The sequence below is a fragment of the Corallococcus terminator genome, assembly GCF_003611635.1.
Classification (GTDB): Bacteria; Myxococcota; Myxococcia; order Myxococcales; family Myxococcaceae; genus Corallococcus; species Corallococcus terminator.
The window spans coordinates 1-17205 of sequence record NZ_RAVZ01000212.1 but is presented as its reverse complement, the minus strand read 5'-3'; the positions used below and the strand labels follow the sequence as shown (position 1 = coordinate 17205).

Genomic DNA, 17205 nt, shown 5'->3' with positions numbered 1-17205 from the left:
CCAAAGGCCCGTTATCGAGGCACGCGCCGCAACCTCTTTGACCTCAGGCGACTCGCGGTCGTCCAAAACCTTGAGGTCGCAGCGCGCTACCAGCTCGCGGCGTGACCTAACCTGTTCGACGCTCTAGGCCACGTTGCGTGTTCAGGACAGCCATGCCAGAAGCAGCCGTCGACGAAGACGGCGACACGTGGCCCACCAAACGCAACATCTGCAACCCTACGCGGTTTGGTCAAGACCGGGACGTGGATGCGATAGCGGAGACCACAAGCGTGGAGTTCGCGGCGTAGCTTCGACTCTGCAGACGTGTTCTTCTGCCGAACACGCTGCATGCGGCGGCTCGCTTCAGGCGACGACGGTACCGCCCGTGTGATCGCGGCCATTCCGCCCTCCTCGTTGATTGGTCAGAGATGGATACTGACCGACGTGCTGATTGACGTGCGCAATGATGCTCTCGCCAATGACGCGTCCAAGATCCACCGGCACCGCGTTGCCGATGAGACGGCCGAGTACCTTAAACTGGATGGGGTCGCCCTTGGGGACAAAAGAGTAGTCTTGCGGGAAGCCTTGGAGAATGGCGCCCTCACGGAGAGAGAGGCCTCGCGCTTGCGAGGGATGTCCGAAGCGGCCGTTGCCGAAGCCGTAGAATTGCGTCGTGAGGGTCGGCGCTGGCTCCTCCCACTTCATGCGACCATAGACGCCTGGATAGGTCTCGCCCGTTTTCTTGAGGTGGCATTGGGCGATGAGGCGTTTCGGCCACTCTCGCCACGTGCCCCCAGGCGTCGAAGCCATGATCCGCTCATAATTCAGCGGCGACAGGCTCGACGAAGTATGCAGCGGGTCATCTTTGTTGCTGCCGCCGTGCCTGAGAACGGGGAGGCCCTTCAAAACATCCTCGACCGTCTTGCCAGCCGATACATCGGGGGCACGAAGTTTGATCTCGCCATGCAACGACGCAAGGAGGACGGTACGGCGGCGGCGCTGAGGGAGACCATACTTGGAGCAGTCAATGACATTGAACCAGATCACATAGCCCAAGCTCCTCAACGTCTTAATGAAGTCTTCGAACACTTGGTGTTTCGTCACAGTGGGGACGTTTTCCATCGTGACGATGTCAGGTTGGACCTCTTTGATGAGGCGCGCGAAGTGGTTGAGCAACCCCCAACGCTCAGTCCCGACGGTGTCGTAGCGCTGCGAATAGCTGGAGAACGGCTGACACGGCGCGCAGCCAGCGAGGACTCGAACCGAGGCGTTGCCGAACCACTTGGTGACCTCCGACGCCTCCAGCTTCGCGACGTCGTACTTATAGAATGCGACTCCCTCGTGGTTGGCCGTGTATGGGTGCTCACAGGCCTTATCGAAATCGACGCCCGCGACGACGTGCACGCCGGCATTGATGAGCCCGTGAGTCAGCCCGCCGGCACCACAGAAAAGATCCACGCACACGACTTCCTGCTCGGGCCGTTCGGCCCATTCATTCGTTGCCGACGTGCGTGCATACTTGGCCATCGCTTCCGTCACCTCACTCCTCGCTTTATACGTCCGAGGCCTTTGCTTTATGGACCTACCTGAACTTCGGGCCCTCAGATTCCGTGCTGGCCACCCGGGTCACGTCGGAAGCCACACTCGCGAGAGCTGCGGCCGATGACGCCCTTCCTATAGCCGCTGTGGTCCAAGGGCGTCAGCCGCGGTCGCCAGCCAAGCCATCCTGAGAATAGGGCAGAGCGGTAGAGGGCGCGAGCGGCGCGGGAGGTGCCACCGCAGGCTTCGTGGCAGCCATCCGGACCGTGGTGGCGACACGCCGAAGAACGGAGCTGATTGTGAGCCTGCCTCCGCCTGAACGAGCGTGTGCCCGAGCACCACGGGCGTACGACGCCGTGAATGCACCCAGCTTATGTCCGGGAGCCCCAGAAAAACTAAAGGCCCTGGAGTCACCGGCTTGCACCGGAAACTCCAGGGCCTTCATTTGGTCGGGGCGACAGGATTTGAACCTGCGACCACTTGCACCCCAAGCAAGTGCGCTACCAGGCTGCGCTACGCCCCGAAAACCGCCGTCGTGAAACGGTGCGCCCTTATGCCCTCGCCGAACTCCTGGGTCAAGCGCGAGGTGAAGGGCTCCGTGGGAAAACTTACTCGTCGCCTTCTTCCATTCCCTCGTCGAAGTCCTCGCCCCGGGCTTCCGCCGCGTCCGCCGCCGCTTCTTCCTGGGCGTCGATCTCCGCGTGGTTCTCCGGAGGGGCCTCGCCGTTCAACGCGCTCTTGAGCACCTGGCTCGGCCGGAAGGTCAGCACCCGACGCGCGCTGATCTCGATCTCCTTGCCCGTCTGCGGATTGCGCCCCACGCGCGCCTTCTTCTGGCGCACCTGGAAGTTTCCGAACCCGGAGATCTTGATCTTGTCCCCGCGCTCCAGGGTCTCCTTCACGGTGTCGAACACGAGCTCGACGATCTCCGCCGACTCCTTCTTCGAGAAGCCGACCTTCTCGTAGACCCCCTCGATGATGTCCGCTTTCGTCATGCGAGTCCTCTGGCACCCGTGCTGGCCGGTGAACGCGGGGCATGGTGTCAGCCTTCCCCGAACCGTGTCAACGTCCTGACTTCACTCAGGAATTCAGGCGCGCAGGGCCGCCCCCAGCCGCTGGTTCACCTCGGTGATGATGCGCTGGTGCGCCGTCGTGACCTCCACGTCGGTCAGCGTCCGCTCGGCCGAGCGATACCTCAGGGCGTACGCCAGGTTCTTCTTCCCCTCGGGGATGGGCTTGCCCGTGTACACGTCGAACACCAACGCGTCCTCCACCAGCGGCGCACCCACCTCCAGGATGACCTGGCGGACCTCCTCGTTGCGCAGCTCCACCGGCACCACCACGGCCAGGTCGCGCAGCACCGCCGGGTACTTCGGCAGCCCCGCCGCCTGCGGCACAAGCCGCGCCGCCGCGTACAGCGGCTCCGTGTCCAGTTCGAACACGAACACGCCCTCCGGCAGCCCCAGCGCCTTCGTCACCCGGGGGTGCACCTCGCCCACGTGACCCAGCACCGTCCCATCCGCCAGCGCCACCTGCGCGCTGCTGCGCGGGTGGTACGCCGGAGGCTCGGCCGGCGCGAACGTCGCGCCCTCCACGTGCAACGCGTGCAGCAGCGCTTCCACCGCACCCTTCGCGTCGTAGAAGTCCACGCGCGCGTCCTTCTGCGTCCAGCTCCGGCCGCCCCGGACGCCCCACACCAGGCCCGCCACGCGCGGCACCTCGCGGGACGCGGGCTTCATCCCCTGCCCGCCCTGCGCGTCCCGGAAGTACGCCCGGCCCGTCTCGTAGAGGCCCACCGTCTCCACCTGGTGGCGCACGCTGCGCGACAGGTTCTCCAACAGGCCCGGCAAGAGGCTGGTGCGCATCACCGACTGCTCGACGCTCAGCGGGTTCATCAGCGCGATGGGCGCTTCCTTCCCGCCCAGCACCTCCAGCGACTTCGGCGCCACGAACGAGTAGTTCACCACCTCGTTCAGCCCCACCCCGCCCAGCGAGTGGCGAAGCCGACGCTCGGCCTCCATCTGCGCAGGCTCCGGCGCCAGGGTGTCCAGGCCGCGCGGCAGCCGGGCCGGGATGTTGTCGTAGCCGAAGACGCGGGCGACCTCCTCCATCAGGTCCTCCTCGCGCTCCACGTCCACGCGCGCCCGGGGCACCTCGAACGTCGTCTGCCCTGCGCCGTCCTCCACGTTCTTGAACCCCAGCGCCCCGAGGATCCGCCGGCACTCCGCCTCCGGCACCACTACCCCCAGCACCTTCTCCACCTGCCCGTAGCGCAGCGTCACCCGACGCGGCGGCTTCGGCGAGGGCTGCACGTCCACCCGTCCCGGCGCCACCGTGCCGCCCGACAGCTCCGCGATGAGCTGCGCGGCCCGGTCCAACGCCGGCAGCACCGCGTCCAGGTCCGCCCCGCGCTCGAAGCGGTGCGACGCCTCCGTGTGCAGTGCGTACCGCTTCGCCGACCGGCGCACACCGGAGCCCACGAAGTGCGCGGACTCGATGACGATGCGCTTCGTGCCTTGCGTCACCTCGCTGTCCCCGCCGCCCATCACGCCCGCCAGCGCCTGCGCGCGGTCCCTGTCCGCGATGACCAGGTCGTCCGCGTCCAGCGTGCGCTCCTTGTCATCCAGCGTGCGCAGCTTCTCGCCCGCCTTCGCGGTGCGCACGACGATCTCCTGGCCCGCCACCTTCTCCAGGTCGAACGCGTGCAGCGGCTGTCCGTACTCCAGGAGCGCGAAGTTGGTGACGTCCACCACGTTGTTGATGGCGCGCACGCCGCACGCCTTCAGCCGGTCCTGCATCCACTGCGGCGACGGCTGGACGGTGACGTTCTCCACCACGCGCGCCGCGTAGCGAGGACACCGGTCCGCCGCGTCGATGCGCACCTTCACCAGCTCCGCCACCGGCCTGCCGGACTCCGCGGGCTTCGGCTCGGGCACCTTGAGCGCCGCGCCCGTCACCACGCCCACCTCGCGCGCCACGCCCAGGTGGGAGAGCGCGTCCGGCCGGTTCGGCGTGACGTTCACCTCCAGCACCGAGTCATCCAGCCCCAGCGCCTCCGCGATGGGCACGCCCAGCTTCGTGTCCGCGGGAAGGATCAGCAGGCCCGCCGAGTCCTCGGTGATGCCCAGCTCCTTCGCGGAGCAGAGCATGCCGAAGCTGTCCACGCCCCGGAGCGCGGCCTGCTTGATTTCCATGCCGTTGGGCAGCTTCGCGCCCACCGTGGCCAGCGGCACCTTGTCGCCGACCTTGAAGTTCTTCGCGCCGCACACCACCTGGAACAGCGCCGACCCGCCGATGTCCACCTGCGTGACGGACAGCTTGTCCGCGTTGGGGTGCTGCACCGACTCGCGGATCTGCGCCACCACCACGCCGCGCAGGCCCTCGCCGGGGCGCTCCACCCCTTCGATCTCCAGCCCCGCCGCGGTCAGCTTGCGCGCCAGCTCGTCCACCGACGGCGGCAGCGCCACGTAATCACCCAGCCACTTCACCGAAATCTTCACAGGTCCACCCTCTTGCCCATCCGGCTGGAATCAGAACTGCGCGAGGAAGCGTGCGTCGTTCTCGAACATCATCCGCAGGTCGTCGATGCCGTAGCGCAGCATGGCCAGGCGCTCCACGCCCATGCCGAACGCGTAGCCCGTCACCTCCTTCGGGTCGTAGCCCGCCGCGGTGAAGACGTTCGGATGCACCATGCCGCTGCCCAGCACCTCCAACCACCCCGTCTGCTTGCAGACGCGGCAGCCCTTGCCACCGCACGACGCACAGGTGACGTCCACCTCCGCCGACGGCTCGGTGAAGGGGAAGAACGACGGGCGGAAGCGCGTGCGCGTGTCCGAACCGAAGAAGGCCCGGACGAACGCGTCCAGCGTCCCCTTCAGCTCCGCGAAGCTCACGTCCTTGTCCACCAGCAGGCCTTCCACCTGGTGGAACATCGGCGTGTGCGTGATGTCCGAATCGCGCCGGTACACCCGGCCCGGCATCACCGCGCGGATGGGCGGCTTGCGCGCCAGCATGTGCCGCACCTGCACCGGCGACGTGTGCGTGCGCAACAGCGAAGGGCTGTCCGCCTTCTTCGCGTGGCCCAGCGTGGGCTCGTCCACGTAGAACGTGTCCTGCATGTCCCGCGCGGGGTGATCCTTGGGCAGGTTCAGCGCCTCGAAGTTGAAGTAGTCGAGTTCAATCTCCGGCCCGACGGCCACTTCGAACCCCAGCCGCGCGAACGTGCGGACGATGTCCTCCATCGTGCGCGACACCGGGTGCCGTCCACCGGGCAGCACCGCGCGGCCCGGCAGTGACACGTCCAGCCTGGGGCCCTTGAGCTGGGCCTCCATCGCCGCGTCCTCGGCGCGGCGCACGGCGTCCGCGAGCAACTGCTCCAGCTCCGCCTTGACGGTGTTGGCCACCTCGCCCAGCGCCTTCCGCTCCTCCGGGGGCAGCTTGCCCATGCCGCCCAGGATGGCGGACAGCTCGCCCTTCTTGCCCAGGTAGCGGATGCGCAGCGCCTCCACCTGCGAGGGCTCCGACACGCCCGCGATCTCCTGGCGCGCCGCGTCCGCCAACGCCTGCAACCGGTCTCGCATGGTCCTCTTTCCGCCTTCCGTTACGCGCCCCGGGCGCCATCCGACGCCGGGCAAAAAAAGAGGGCCGCCCCCGTGTTGGAGGCAGCCCGTTTGTCTTCAGGGGGCCGGCTTCAGGAGCCGGCCGGGTCTCAGGCTGCCTTCGCGATGTTGGCGACGGCGGCAAAGCCCGCAGGGTCCGCGATGGCCATGTCGGACAGGACCTTGCGGTCCAGGCCGATCTTCGCCTTCGCCAGCCCGGCGATCAGCTTCGAGTAGGACAGGCCCACCGTGCGCGCCGCCGCGTTGATGCGGACGATCCACAGCGAACGGAAGTTGCGCTTGCGCACCGCGCGGTCGCGGGTGGCGTAGTCCAGGGCGCGCTCGACGGCCTGGTTGGCGCGCTTGTAGCAATTCTTGCGGCGGCCGCGGAAACCCTTGGCCAGCTTGAGAATGCGATTACGACGACGACGAGCCTTGAATCCCTTTTTGACGCGCATGACACACTCCTGACTTCTTGAAGGTGACCCTGGGGTGCCGGCCTCACGCCGCTCCGCCAGGACTCACGGATGGTCCAAGCCCGAGGAAAAACTCAGGCCCCGTAGGGGAACAGCTCCTTGATGACCTTCTTCGCGTCCATGTCGCGCAGGTGACCGGTACCCCGGTTGCCGCGCTTCTGCTTGGGCGACTTGGAGAAGGTAAACAGGTGCTTGCTGAAGGCCTTGCCGAACTTCACCTGGCCGCTCTTCTTCACCTGGAAGCGCTTCTTCGCGCCACTTCGGGTCTTCAACTTGGGCATGGTCCCAATCCTTCCTTCTGCTTCCTGTCGGCACGGCAGCCATCGCGGCTGACGGCGGTCCACGACACACGGTTCGCGGACGCTTTGAGCGGAAGCGTCTATCACTCTTTCAGGGCGTTGGGGGTAGCGTTTCCTACAGCGACCGCTGAAACCTCCGCCGCCCCTCGCACTACCCGTCCCTACAAATCCCTACCCCGAGTCAGGGCAGGGCCGCTTCCTTCGCCAGCAGCGCCTCGAAGTCGGCGAGCTTCATCGACTTGAGGTCCTCACCGCCGTAGCGACGGGGGGACACGGCGCCGGCTTCCACCTCGTTGTCACCCACGACGAGGGTGAAGGGGATCTTCTGGAGCTGGGCCTCGCGGATCTTCGCGTTGAGCGTGATGCCGCGCTCGTCCAGCTCCACCCGGTAGCCCTTGGCGCGCAGGTCGTCACGCACCTTGCGGGCGTAGTCCAGTTGACGGTCCGCCACGTACACGAGCGTCGCCTGCACCGGGGCGAGCCACGCCGGGAACGCGCCGGCGAAGTGCTCGATGAGGATGGCGGTGAAGCGCTCGAAGGAGCCGAAGATGGCGCGGTGGAGGACCACGGGGCGGTGCGGGGCGTTGTCCTCGCCCACGTACGTCAGGTCGAAGCGCTCCGGGGCCAGGTAGTCCAACTGCATGGTGCCCAACTGCCACCGCCGGCCAATGCTGTCCGACACCGCGAAGTCGATCTTCGGGCCGTAGAAGGCGCCGTCGCCCGGGGCCAGCTCGTACTCCAGGCCCAGCGACTCCAGCGCGGCCGTGAGGCCCGCCTCCGCGCGGTCCCAGAGCGAGTCATCCCCCAGGCGCTGCACGGGGCGCGTGGACAGCTTCACCGCGTAGGTGAGGCCCACCGCCTTGTAGACGCGGTCGAGCAGCTTCACGAAGCGCTTCACCTCGTCGGTGATCTGGGCCTCCGTGCAGTAGATGTGCGCGTCGTCCTGCGCGAACTGGCGCACGCGGGTGAGGCCGCCCAGGGAACCGGCCGCCTCGTTGCGGTGCAGCACGTCCTGGGTGTGCAGGCGCAGGGGCAGGTCGCGGTAGCTGTGCTTCTTGAAGCCGTAGAACAGGTGGTGCGACGGGCAGTTCATCGGCTTGAGGGAGAAGTCGTGCTCGCCGGACTCGCTGTCGAGCACCAGGAACATGTTCTCCTTGTACTTGCCCCAGTGGCCGCTGGTCTCCCACAGCCCCTTGTTGAACATCAGGGGCGTCTTGATCTCCACGTAGCCGTCACCGGACGTGAGCGAGCGCATCCAGTCCGACAGCGTCTGGTAGAGCGTGGTGCCCTTGGGCGTCCAGAAGGCCGCGCCCGGCGCATACGGGTGGAAGTGGAAGAGATCCAGCTCCTTGCCCAGCTTGCGGTGGTCGCGCTTCTTCGCCTCCTCGATGCGCGTCATGTACGCATCCAGCGCCTTCTTGTCGAAGAACGCCGTGCCGTACACGCGCTGGAGCATCGGGTTGCGGTGGTCGCCGCGCCAGTAGGCGCCGCTGGAGGAGAGGATCTTGATGACGCCGATCTTCCCCGTGCTGGGCGCGTGGGGCCCCAGGCAGAAGTCCACCCAGTCGCCGTGGGTGTAGAGCGTGAGCGTCTTGGCGCCCTTGGCGGCGATGTCCTTGACGATCTCCACCTTGAAGGTCTCGCCCTTCCCCTCGAAGAGACGCACGGCGTCCTCCATGGAGATCTCCGTGCGCACGAAGGGGGCGTCCTGCTTGAGCTCCGCGTTGGCGGCCGCTTCGATCTTCTCCAGCTCCTCCGGCGTGAAGGGCTTCTCGCGGAAGAAGTCGTAATAGAACCCTTCTTCCGTCGACGGACCGATGGTCACCTGCGTGCCGGGGAACAGGCGCTGCACGGCGCTGGCGACCACGTGCGCGGCGTCGTGGCGGATCAGGTCCAGCCCTTCAGGGCTCTTGGGCGTGAAGATCTGGAGCTTCGCGTCCTCGTCCAGCGGGCGCGACAGGTCCACGTCCTGGCCGTTCACCCGGGCGAACAGGGCCGCCTTCGCGAGCCCCACACCGATGCTGCCCTTCACGAAGTCCGCGATGGTCGTCCCGCGAGGCGTCTGCTTCTGGCTGCCGTCGGGGAGCGTCACCGTGATGGATTCGGACATGGCTTGAAAACCCCTGCGCTGGAAAAACCACGGGCGGCAGGCTCTTTGGAAGCCTGCCGCCCGCGAGATGGAACACTTACTGTGATGGGTCGTAGTGGGATCGAACCACTGACCCCTACCGTGTCAAGGTAGTGCTCTACCGCTGAGCTAACGACCCGTCGTGCGGATGGCGCGGGGAATAACAGCGGGCTCCCACACCTGTCAAGGAAACACGAACACGGGGGCTTCTTGTTCCCCAGCCCAACGCGCGCGGCCCCGCCCTACTTCCCTTCATCCAACAACGCCCGGATCCGCTTCATCACGGCGTCGAACATGGCGGGCGTGAGCCTCCCCGTCTGGGTGTTCTGCTGGCTGACGTGGTAGCTGCCCACGAGCCACCGGCCGTCCGGTAGCCGGAACTCGGCACCATGGCCGAAGGCAGGCCGGGGCGGAGGGATGACGCCGCCCGTGCGGGTCGCCGACGCCAGCGCGGCGTTCCAACCGATGGCGCCCAGGGCGAGCAGCACCCGGCCGGGCAGGAGGGCCATCTCCCGGTCCAGGAACGGCGCGCACCGGGCCAGCTCCTCCGGCAGGGGCTTGTTGTCCGGCGGGGCGCACCGGGCGGCGGCGACGATGAAGGCGTCCGTCAGCTTGAGCCCGTCGTCGATGCGGTCGCTCCGGGACTGGTTGGCGAAGCCCGCGCGGTGCAGGCCCGCCATGAGGAACTCCCCGGAGCGGTCCCCGGTGAAGTACCGCCCTGTCCGGTTGGCGCCGTGCGCCGCGGGTGCCAGTCCCACGATGATCAGCCGGGCGTTCGGATCCCCGAAGCCGGGGACGGCCCTGCCCCAGTACTCCCAGTCCCGGTAGGCCCTCCGCTTCACCCGGGCCACCTCTTCGCGCCACTCCACGAGCCTGGGGCAGGCCCGGCACGCGATGATCTCCTGGTGCAGCTTCTCCAGCTTCGTCACGGACCGCCGGCTCCCCCCTTGTAGAGGTCGGTGCGGCGGTAGCGCTGGATGACCACGCTCAGGACGACCTTGAGGATGGCGCTGGCCGGCACCGCCAGCAGGATGCCCACGAAGCCGAACAGCTCCCCGAACGCGAGCACGGCGAGGATGACCGCCACGGCGGACAGGCCCACCTTCTCGCCCACGACGCGGGGGGTGATGACGAAGCCCTCCAGCATCTGCCCTCCCACGAAGGTCGCCGCCACCACCGCCAACTGCCACGGCCCCTGCCACGACAGCAGCACGCCCATCAACGCAAGCACCACGCCGATGCCGGTGCCCAGGTACGGCACCATGTTGCCGAAGCCGGCGATGAGACCGATGGCGATGGCCAGGTCGATGCGGGCCACGGACAGGCCCACCGCGTAGATGACCGACAGGATGGCGCCCACCGCGAGCTGGCCCTGGACGAAGGCGGACAGCACCTCATCCACCTCGCGGAAGCGCTGGCTCAACAGCGCCACCGAGCGGCGAGGCAGCAGGTCCCTGATGCTCTCCATGAGGCGCGGGTAGTCCTGCAGGAAGAAGAACGCCAGCACCGGCACCACCGACAGGCCCAGCAGCGTGGTCACGAAGCGGGCGGTGTTGCCGGCGAAGCTCGCGACGAGCCGCGCCGCCGTGGGGCCCGCGCTCTGGACCAGCTCGGAGGCCTTCTCTCCCAGCTCCGCGGTGCGCTGACTCACCAGCTCCGGCAGCGACATGCCCAGCAGCGACTCCACCTGCGGCACCACCTGGGTGCTGGCCCGCGAGAAGAAGCCGGGCAGCTTCGCCGCCTCGTCCCGGAACACCGGCACCAGGTACAGCCCCGCGCCCACCATCAGCAGCGTGCCCGCGACGAAGAGCAGCGACGTGCCCAGCGTGCGATCCAGGCCGCGCTTCTCCAGCAGCGTCACCACCGGGTTGAACGCGTACGCGCCGGTCAGCGCCAGCAGCACCGGCACCGCCACCCCCCCGAACACCGACAGGAGCGCGAATACCAGGGCCAGCGAACCCACCATCGCGCCGGACCACACCAGGTCCACCCGACGCGCCGCCGCTTCGTCCAGCGCCGCCGGATCTCCAGCCGGGGGCACGGGCTCCGGGTGCACGACGTGCAGCACGGGGGAGATTTCCGGGGCGGGGGCCTGCTGGAGGACCTTCACCGCGCGCTCACTGCCTTTCTTACGACGTCCGATGACCGCCTCCCTGTCCCCTCTCATCCTACGGCGTCTTCGGTCCCGGATTGCGATTCACGAACGGTCCAAAGCGGTCGCCCGCTACCTTGCGGTCCAGGGCGCCAACCTTCGTGGAGCCCGGCTCCGCTTCCACCACCCCTGCCGGTCCGCCTGGAGCTGGACGAACTTCTCCGTCCACTGCTCCAGCGACACCTGGGGCCCGGCACCTGGGTGCGCTCCAGCACCTCCACGCGGCCAATGGTCCCGGCAACGGCACCGCTCACGTCGCGCGCAGTCGCTTTACTGAGTCCCGCTCCCTGCCTCGGGCACAACCGGGCGCAGCTTGACCTTCAGCGTCACCCGCGCCCCGCTGGGCTCGTAGTAGGTCGTGTAGGGCCAGAAGCCCCGCTTCTTCACTTCCACCTGATGGAAGCCCGCGTCGCTCAACCGCAGGCTGCGGGACACGCTGGAGAAGTCGCTGCACAGGCCCTGCTGCACCCCGTCCAGCAACACCTCGGCGTCCGCGGGTTCGCACCGGAGCACCAGGTCGCCGCGCTTGCCTCCGGCCGAGGCCATCAACTCCCGCGCCCGGGCCACCGTCGCCGGCTGCTCCTGCTTCGCCGCGCAGCCGACCGTCAGCGCAAGGACCAAGCAGAGCACGGAGCGTTGCAGGAGCATCGGCGTTCCTTGGTCCGCCGCGAAACCGGGCGGCTACTGCGTGACGATGGCGACCCGGCCCTCGGCCAGGAACCGCGTGTTCGCCTCGGTGAGCGCGCGAGCCCCTTCCGCGTCGAGGACCAGGTCGGAGCCCTGGAGTTGCGCGGCCTTCACCACCAGCGGCTTGTCGCCCACCAGCGTGGCCTTCCTGGCGGCATCCAGGTTCTCGAACCAGGCCGCCACGCCCGTGGCGCCGCGCGCCTCCTCGGTGAGCACCGTCGCGCTGTAGAGCGGCTTGCCGGCCGCGTCCACCAGACGGGGCGCGAGCACCGGCTTCAGGCCCAGACCGCGCGCGTCCACCACGAGGCCCGTGTACTTCTTCGCGCCTTCGGCATTGAGCACGATGGCCGCGTCCTGCGCGGGCGTCAGCGCCGCGGAGAGCGCCGCCAGGGGCACCTCCACGTCCAGCTCCACGCCACTGTCGGAGAAGTAGCGCCGGGCCACGACCTTGTAGCCCTTGATGGCGCCTTCGACGCGGCCCTTCACTTCTTCGCGTGCCCACTCGTCGGCCACGGTGCGGCCCGCGCTCACCTGGATGCCCTTGGCCTGCTCCAGCAGGTTGCGGAACGCGTCCAGCTTCGCGGCGCGTTCGGCGCCCAGTCGCGCCTGCGCGGGATTGGCCGCCTTGAGGTCCGGGGCCCCGGCGCCCGTGGCGCGCAGGATCTGGCCCTCCCAGTTGATGCCAGCGCTGGCGAGCGTGCGCGCGGCTTCACCCGTGGCGGGCGCGGCGGGTGCGGCGACCTGCGCGTCCTTGCCCTGGCCCAGCGCCGTCAGCGGCACGACCAGCAACAAACCCCACAGTGAACGCCTCACGGAGCACTCCTCCCGCTGTCGCCGAAGATCCGGCGAGCGCACAGGAAACCACTCCGGTCATTCAAGGGGGCCACTCCGCGCGAAGTCAAGGCAACCCGGGGCACGGGCGGATCCACTGGACCCGACTTCCGTGCGCACCGCGAACCGCCGGTGGCACCGCGTAGGCGCGGTGGCACACCCGCAGGGTAACGCCGAGCGTCAGTTCTCGTTCGCGTGACGGTCGACGTAGGCGTCGATCATCTTGCGGTGCCGCTCGGTGAGGAGGGTGAAACGCACGCCCGACTGCTCGCGGCGGCCCAACTCCTTCCACTCGCGTACGACTTCACCCTCGGCGTAGATGATCTCCTCGGAGCCGGGGAGCTGGAACTGGAGGCCCACGCGACGCGCTTCGTGCTGGGGCTCGATGAGGCGCGACAGGCTGACGCCTTCCTGGCTGATGTCCGCGGCGCGGGTCATGTACGGCACGCCGCCCATGTACTTGTTGAGGTAGATGTCCAGGGGCGCTCGATTGGCCTTCCGCTTCTCGCTCATTGGCTCATGACCTCCGGCTGGTGCAACAGGTTGCTGCGGGGGTGCAGCGACCTGGAGGCACAGTACGGTCAGTCGTCATGCGCGCAAGAAAACGGCGCGCTCCAGGCACGCCAGGCTCGTCATCATGGGCCGCGTTTTTCCGCTCGCTGGATTCTTCGCGCTGATCTGTGCGTGCGGTCCGCCTGCGCACGTTCGCCAAGGATGACCGGTGACGCATGAGGGGCCCTATAGTCCCCCCATTCTCGTGAAAGGCGGAAGCATGCGTATGCAGTGGATGGCGGCCCTGGTGCTGGCGCTCGGCGCTCCGGGCTTCGCCCTGGCCCAGGCCCCGACGAAGACCTCCAAGCCGGCCGCCTCGGCCGAGGCCAAGGCGCCCGCCGCGGCCCCCCTGGAGCTCCAGACGGACGACCAGAAGACGATCTATTCGCTCGGGGTGTCGCTGGGCCAGAACGTGACGGCGCTCGCCCTCACGCCCGAGGAGATTCAAATCCTCCAGCGCGGGCTCCAGGATGCGCTCAACAGCGCCGCGCCCGCCGTGGACCCCAAGGAACTCTCGCCCCGGGTCCAGGCGCTCGCCAAGAACCGTCTGGCCCAGGCAAACGTCGCCACGCTGGAGCGCGCCGCGAAGGAGCCCGGCACCGTCAAGCTGCCCTCCGGCGTCCTCTACCGCGAGCTGACGGCGGGCACCGGCAAGAGCCCGCGCGCCACCGACACCGTGAAGGTGCACTACCGGGGCACCCTCGTGGACGGCTCGGAGTTCGACAGCTCCTTCAAGCGCGGCGTACCGGTGGAGTTCCCGCTCAACGGCGTCATCGCCTGCTGGACCCAGGGCGTGCAGAAGATGAAGGTCGGCGGCAAGGCGAAGCTCACCTGCCCCGCAAACACCGCCTACGGCGACCGTCCGCCTTCCAGTTCGCGCATCCCCTCGGGCGCCGTGCTCCAGTTCGAGGTGGAGCTGGTGGAAGTCCCCGGCAACACCGCCGTCGGACATTAGGCCCACCGCTCGACACCCCGGGGGCCCGCGTCGCGCGGGCCCCCGCGTCCACACGTCACACCGGCGAGCGCACCGAACGTCCGCCGAAGGGCGGGTCCGCCATGATGGCCTGGGCCAGCCGGTCCGCGAAGGCACGCCCCTCCCGCGCGAAGGACTCGGACTCCTCTTCGTTCAGGAGCACGCGCACTTCGAACTGGACGATGCCGCCCACCACCACCTCGATGGACAGCGCTCCGTCCCGACCGCGCAGCACGCGGTACAGGAGCGGGCTCTGGAGGAGCACCTCCTCGTCACTCACGGGATTTCCGCCACCTGGGCATCGACCACCGGGGCGTTGATGACCATGATCTCCGGCACGCCACCCGACGTGTAGCCGCCGAACTTGAAGCAGTCCTTGTCCTCGGGCGTGGTGCACTTCCACACGCCAGGGTCCGCGTCCACCGGCAGCCGCGCGCAGACCTTCCGGTCCGCCAGGTCCAGCGTCATCATCCGCAGCGGGCCTTCGAAGTTCTTCGCCGGCAGGCCCAGCGCCTGGCCCAGCACCGCCGGATCATGCTTCCCGTCCGCCGTCTTCGACTTCTCCACCGCGCCCTGGATGGTCTCCGACGGCGCCGCGAACAGGTAGCAGGCCACGTCGTTGCAACGGCCGAAGTTCTTCGCGCCCGTCTGCACCACGAACTTCTGGTACGCGCTGTCCGTCATCAGCCAGGACACCTTGCCGTTCGCGAAGTTCTTCGCCACGTGCTGGTCGATGCCGTAGGGGCTCGCCAGCGCGTCGCCCTCCTTCGCGATCTCCTTCTGCGTGGGGTCACAGTTGTCGACCAGCGACGCTGCGGGAGGCGGCGTCGTCGGCTCGGTGGGCTCCGGCTTCGTGCCGCCCTTCATCGAAGCACAGCCGACCACCGTCGACAGTGAGCCCAGCAGTACCGCACGGAAAATAGGATTCATGGCCATTCCTTCAGTAGAGGTGAATGAAGAAAGGGCCGGATATCACAGGGCCGCTGCGGTGGCGCGCAACAACGACTCCGCGCTGACGGGGGCTCCGGTGGCGTGGCGCATCCATTCATCCGGCGTGACGGAGCCGAAGATGGCCATGCGTTCGAACTCCGCGCCCAGGGGGCCGTGCTTCTTCAGGTGCTCTTCGATCTGGAAGGCGATGAGGTGCCCGAGCGGGTAGTCCGGCAGGTACAGCGGGTAGCTGATCATGTGGCTGTAGATGCCCAGCAGCGGGCTGTCCTTCCGGCCCAGCACCGGCGCGTAGTACTGGTTCCACACGTCGCGCGACACCTGCGCCACCGCGTCGCGAAGCTGGGCGGGCGTGGCGTCCGGGTGTTCGTACATCCAGTGCCACGTGGCCATGTCCACCAGCGCCACGCCGGCAATCTCCCAGGACTGCCAGAAGTCGTTGAGCACCCGCTCGCGCTCACTTGCCGCGTCGGGCTTGCCCAGGCCCAGGAGCTCCAGGTCGCGCGCCTGGAAGACGAACGCGAGCGCTTCGGTGAAGGCGTTGTTGGGCACCCCGGACAAGAGCGTGTGGTCCACGTTGTACAGGCTGAAGACCTGCTCCACGTTGTGCCCCAGCTCGTGCACCGCGATGTTGTAGCCCTTGTAGTCCATGCCCCCCTTCTCCACACGCGTGCGCAGGCGCGGGAAGTCCCCCCGGCGCAGCGCCGGCTGCGCATGGCCCGCGCCCCGGGACGCATCCACGCGAATGTACGACGCGAGCACGTCCGCCTTCTCCTTCGTGAAGCCCAGGCCCTGGAGGATGCGGGGGATGTCGCGCGCGAACGCCTCCGCCGTGGGGTAGCGCTTGCGCGTCAGCTCATTCAACTGCGCCTCCGGCATCTTCGCGCCCGGACGGAAGCCGGGGTACCAGAGGTCCTGCGGCTCCAGCGGGCGACCCAGCCGGGACTCGATGAGCTTCGCCACGCGCGGCACCAGCGGCGATGAGAGCAGCTCCGTGAGCAGCGCGCGCACCCGCGCCTCCGGCAGGCCCCGGTCCAACTCGAAGCTGCGCGCGATGCGCGTGGGGGCCACCGGCGAATACGGATCCGCGCGCCGTGAAGCCTGGAACGTGGCGAGCAGCCGCGCGTAGCGCGTGTCCGGCTCCGGCGCGACGTCCGCCTTCGCGGGCCGCTCCGGCGCGTTCGGCTCCACCGACTCCGGAGGGGCCACCGTCACCGCGTTGGTGAACGGATCCCAGTCCACGCGCGGGTTGTCGATGACGGCGGCGGGAATGGACTGGGTGACGATGCGCTCCATCACCTGGACGATCATCCGCTGCTTCGCCAGCCCCGCCGCATCCGTGTAGTCCGCCTTCAGTTCGTCGCGCAGGTTCCAGTGGCTGATGAGCCGCAGGCCCTTGGGGAACAGGCGCTGGCCCTTCGCGTCCACCAGGTGGTGCATCCAGACGTTGTACTCAGCGATGTAGAGGTTCGCGGCCGCGATGGCCTTGGACACCTGCTGCTCCACCTCCGCCGGCACGCGCCGGTTGAAGCGCGACGCCAGCTTCGCCTCCGCCCACTGCCGCCGCGTCCACGTGGGGCCCGCCTTCACCCGCTCCTCCAGCGTGGTGAGCGGGAAGTTGAGCAGCGCGACGAAGCCCGGCTTCGCCTGGAACAGGTCCGACGTGACGTTGGAGGAAGGGTCGTACGCCGCCAGCAGCGGCTCCACCGGCAGCAGCGGCCCCAGGTCCAGGTCCGTGAACCACTGGAGCTCCCGGCCCAGCTCGTTCATGTGCCCGTCGAACTGTTCGAACAGGCCCTCCATCCGCCGGAACGTCGCGTCCAGTTGGGGGCCCTCTGGCAGGAACTGCTCGCGCACGAAGGCCGGCAGGTCCCCGTCGTCCGCTCTCCACAGCGAGGCCACCTGATCCACCCCGCGCTCGATGCGGGCCCTCTGCGCCTCGCCGTACTTCGCGACCAGCTCCGCCTTCAGCGCGGCCAGGGCCTGCTTCGTCACGGGGGCGGCCGGGGCGGTGGCGCTCCGGGCGTCCGCCGGGAAGGGGGC

The 17205-nt window shown here is 68.3% G+C and carries 17 protein-coding genes and 2 tRNA genes; 1 reads left to right on the top strand and 18 read right to left on the bottom strand.

Translation table 11 applies throughout. The features are described from left to right. Positions 1-86: 86 nt before the first annotated feature. From D7V88_RS45550 to D7V88_RS26390, 15 genes are all read right to left on the bottom strand, one after another. Positions 87-329 carry a PDDEXK family nuclease gene (locus D7V88_RS45550; protein ID WP_120543408.1) on the bottom strand — a complete coding sequence of 81 codons (243 nt, stop codon included), beginning with the start codon at positions 327-329 and terminating at the stop codon, positions 87-89. A 13-nt stretch (positions 330-342) separates the two neighbouring features. Beyond that, a complete protein-coding gene (locus D7V88_RS26455) occupies positions 343-1518 on the bottom strand; it encodes a DNA cytosine methyltransferase (protein ID WP_208726467.1) in 1176 nt (391 codons plus the stop codon). A 446-nt stretch (positions 1519-1964) separates the two neighbouring features. After that, positions 1965-2041, bottom strand: a tRNA-Pro gene (locus D7V88_RS26450). 85 nt (positions 2042-2126) lie between these two features. Further along, positions 2127-2513, bottom strand: coding sequence for an integration host factor subunit alpha (locus D7V88_RS26445; protein WP_014397244.1), 387 nt, complete (start codon positions 2511-2513; stop codon positions 2127-2129). A 93-nt stretch (positions 2514-2606) separates the two neighbouring features. Further along, positions 2607-5018: a phenylalanine--tRNA ligase subunit beta gene (gene pheT / locus D7V88_RS26440; protein WP_120543407.1), complete on the bottom strand. Its 2412-nt coding sequence runs from the start codon at positions 5016-5018 to the stop codon at positions 2607-2609. Between the two features lie 30 nt (positions 5019-5048). Then, entirely contained in the window at positions 5049-6098 is a 1050-nt protein-coding gene (gene pheS, locus D7V88_RS26435; RefSeq protein ID WP_120543406.1) for a phenylalanine--tRNA ligase subunit alpha, read from the bottom strand. 128 nt (positions 6099-6226) lie between these two features. Further along, positions 6227-6574 (bottom strand): 50S ribosomal protein L20, encoded by a 348-nt coding sequence (gene rplT / locus D7V88_RS26430; protein ID WP_120530963.1) that lies wholly within the window; start codon positions 6572-6574, stop codon positions 6227-6229. A 92-nt stretch (positions 6575-6666) separates the two neighbouring features. Then, the gene (gene rpmI / locus D7V88_RS26425) at positions 6667-6873 is read right to left on the bottom strand and encodes a 50S ribosomal protein L35 (protein WP_120543405.1); all 207 of its coding nucleotides are present in this window, start codon (positions 6871-6873) and stop codon (positions 6667-6669) included. 199 nt (positions 6874-7072) lie between these two features. Then, entirely contained in the window at positions 7073-9001 is a 1929-nt protein-coding gene (gene thrS / locus D7V88_RS26420) for a threonine--tRNA ligase (RefSeq protein WP_120543404.1), read from the bottom strand. 85 nt (positions 9002-9086) lie between these two features. Continuing rightward, positions 9087-9158, bottom strand: a tRNA-Val gene (locus D7V88_RS26415). Positions 9159-9261: 103 nt separating this feature from the next. Continuing rightward, complete coding sequence (locus tag D7V88_RS26410; RefSeq protein WP_120543403.1) at positions 9262-9948, bottom strand: uracil-DNA glycosylase; 687 nt, start codon at positions 9946-9948, stop codon at positions 9262-9264. Then, on the bottom strand, positions 9945-11186 hold the full coding sequence (locus D7V88_RS26405) for an AI-2E family transporter (RefSeq protein ID WP_120543402.1): 1242 nt from the start codon (positions 11184-11186) through the stop codon (positions 9945-9947). Before D7V88_RS26405 ends, D7V88_RS26410 begins: the two co-directional genes overlap by 4 nt. 255 nt (positions 11187-11441) lie before the next feature. After that, positions 11442-11819, bottom strand: coding sequence for a PEGA domain-containing protein (locus tag D7V88_RS26400; protein ID WP_120543401.1), 378 nt, complete (start codon positions 11817-11819; stop codon positions 11442-11444). A 33-nt stretch (positions 11820-11852) separates the two neighbouring features. Beyond that, the gene (locus D7V88_RS26395; RefSeq protein ID WP_120543400.1) at positions 11853-12671 is read right to left on the bottom strand and encodes an LPP20 family lipoprotein; all 819 of its coding nucleotides are present in this window, start codon (positions 12669-12671) and stop codon (positions 11853-11855) included. A gap of 198 nt (positions 12672-12869) precedes the next feature. Further along, positions 12870-13202 carry a PilZ domain-containing protein gene (locus D7V88_RS26390; protein WP_120530970.1) on the bottom strand — a complete coding sequence of 111 codons (333 nt, stop codon included), beginning with the start codon at positions 13200-13202 and terminating at the stop codon, positions 12870-12872. Positions 13203-13461: 259 nt separating this feature from the next. Between D7V88_RS26390 and D7V88_RS26385 the strand changes: the two genes are divergently transcribed. Beyond that, positions 13462-14196 (top strand): FKBP-type peptidyl-prolyl cis-trans isomerase, encoded by a 735-nt coding sequence (locus tag D7V88_RS26385; protein ID WP_120543399.1) that lies wholly within the window; start codon positions 13462-13464, stop codon positions 14194-14196. Positions 14197-14251: 55 nt separating this feature from the next. Here D7V88_RS26385 and D7V88_RS26380 read toward each other — a convergent pair whose 3' ends face one another. Genes D7V88_RS26380 through D7V88_RS26370 form a run of 3 tightly spaced genes read right to left on the bottom strand, consistent with a single transcriptional unit; the run spans position 14252 to position 17157 of the window. Continuing rightward, the gene (locus D7V88_RS26380; RefSeq protein WP_120530973.1) at positions 14252-14494 is read right to left on the bottom strand and encodes a hypothetical protein; all 243 of its coding nucleotides are present in this window, start codon (positions 14492-14494) and stop codon (positions 14252-14254) included. Beyond that, positions 14491-15144, bottom strand: a complete 654-nt coding sequence (locus D7V88_RS26375) for a hypothetical protein (protein ID WP_167509877.1) — start codon at positions 15142-15144, stop codon at positions 14491-14493. Before D7V88_RS26375 ends, D7V88_RS26380 begins: the two co-directional genes overlap by 4 nt. Before the next feature lie 42 nt (positions 15145-15186). Next, positions 15187-17157: a hypothetical protein gene (locus D7V88_RS26370; protein ID WP_120543409.1), complete on the bottom strand. Its 1971-nt coding sequence runs from the start codon at positions 17155-17157 to the stop codon at positions 15187-15189. Between the last annotated feature and the right edge of the window lie 48 nt (positions 17158-17205).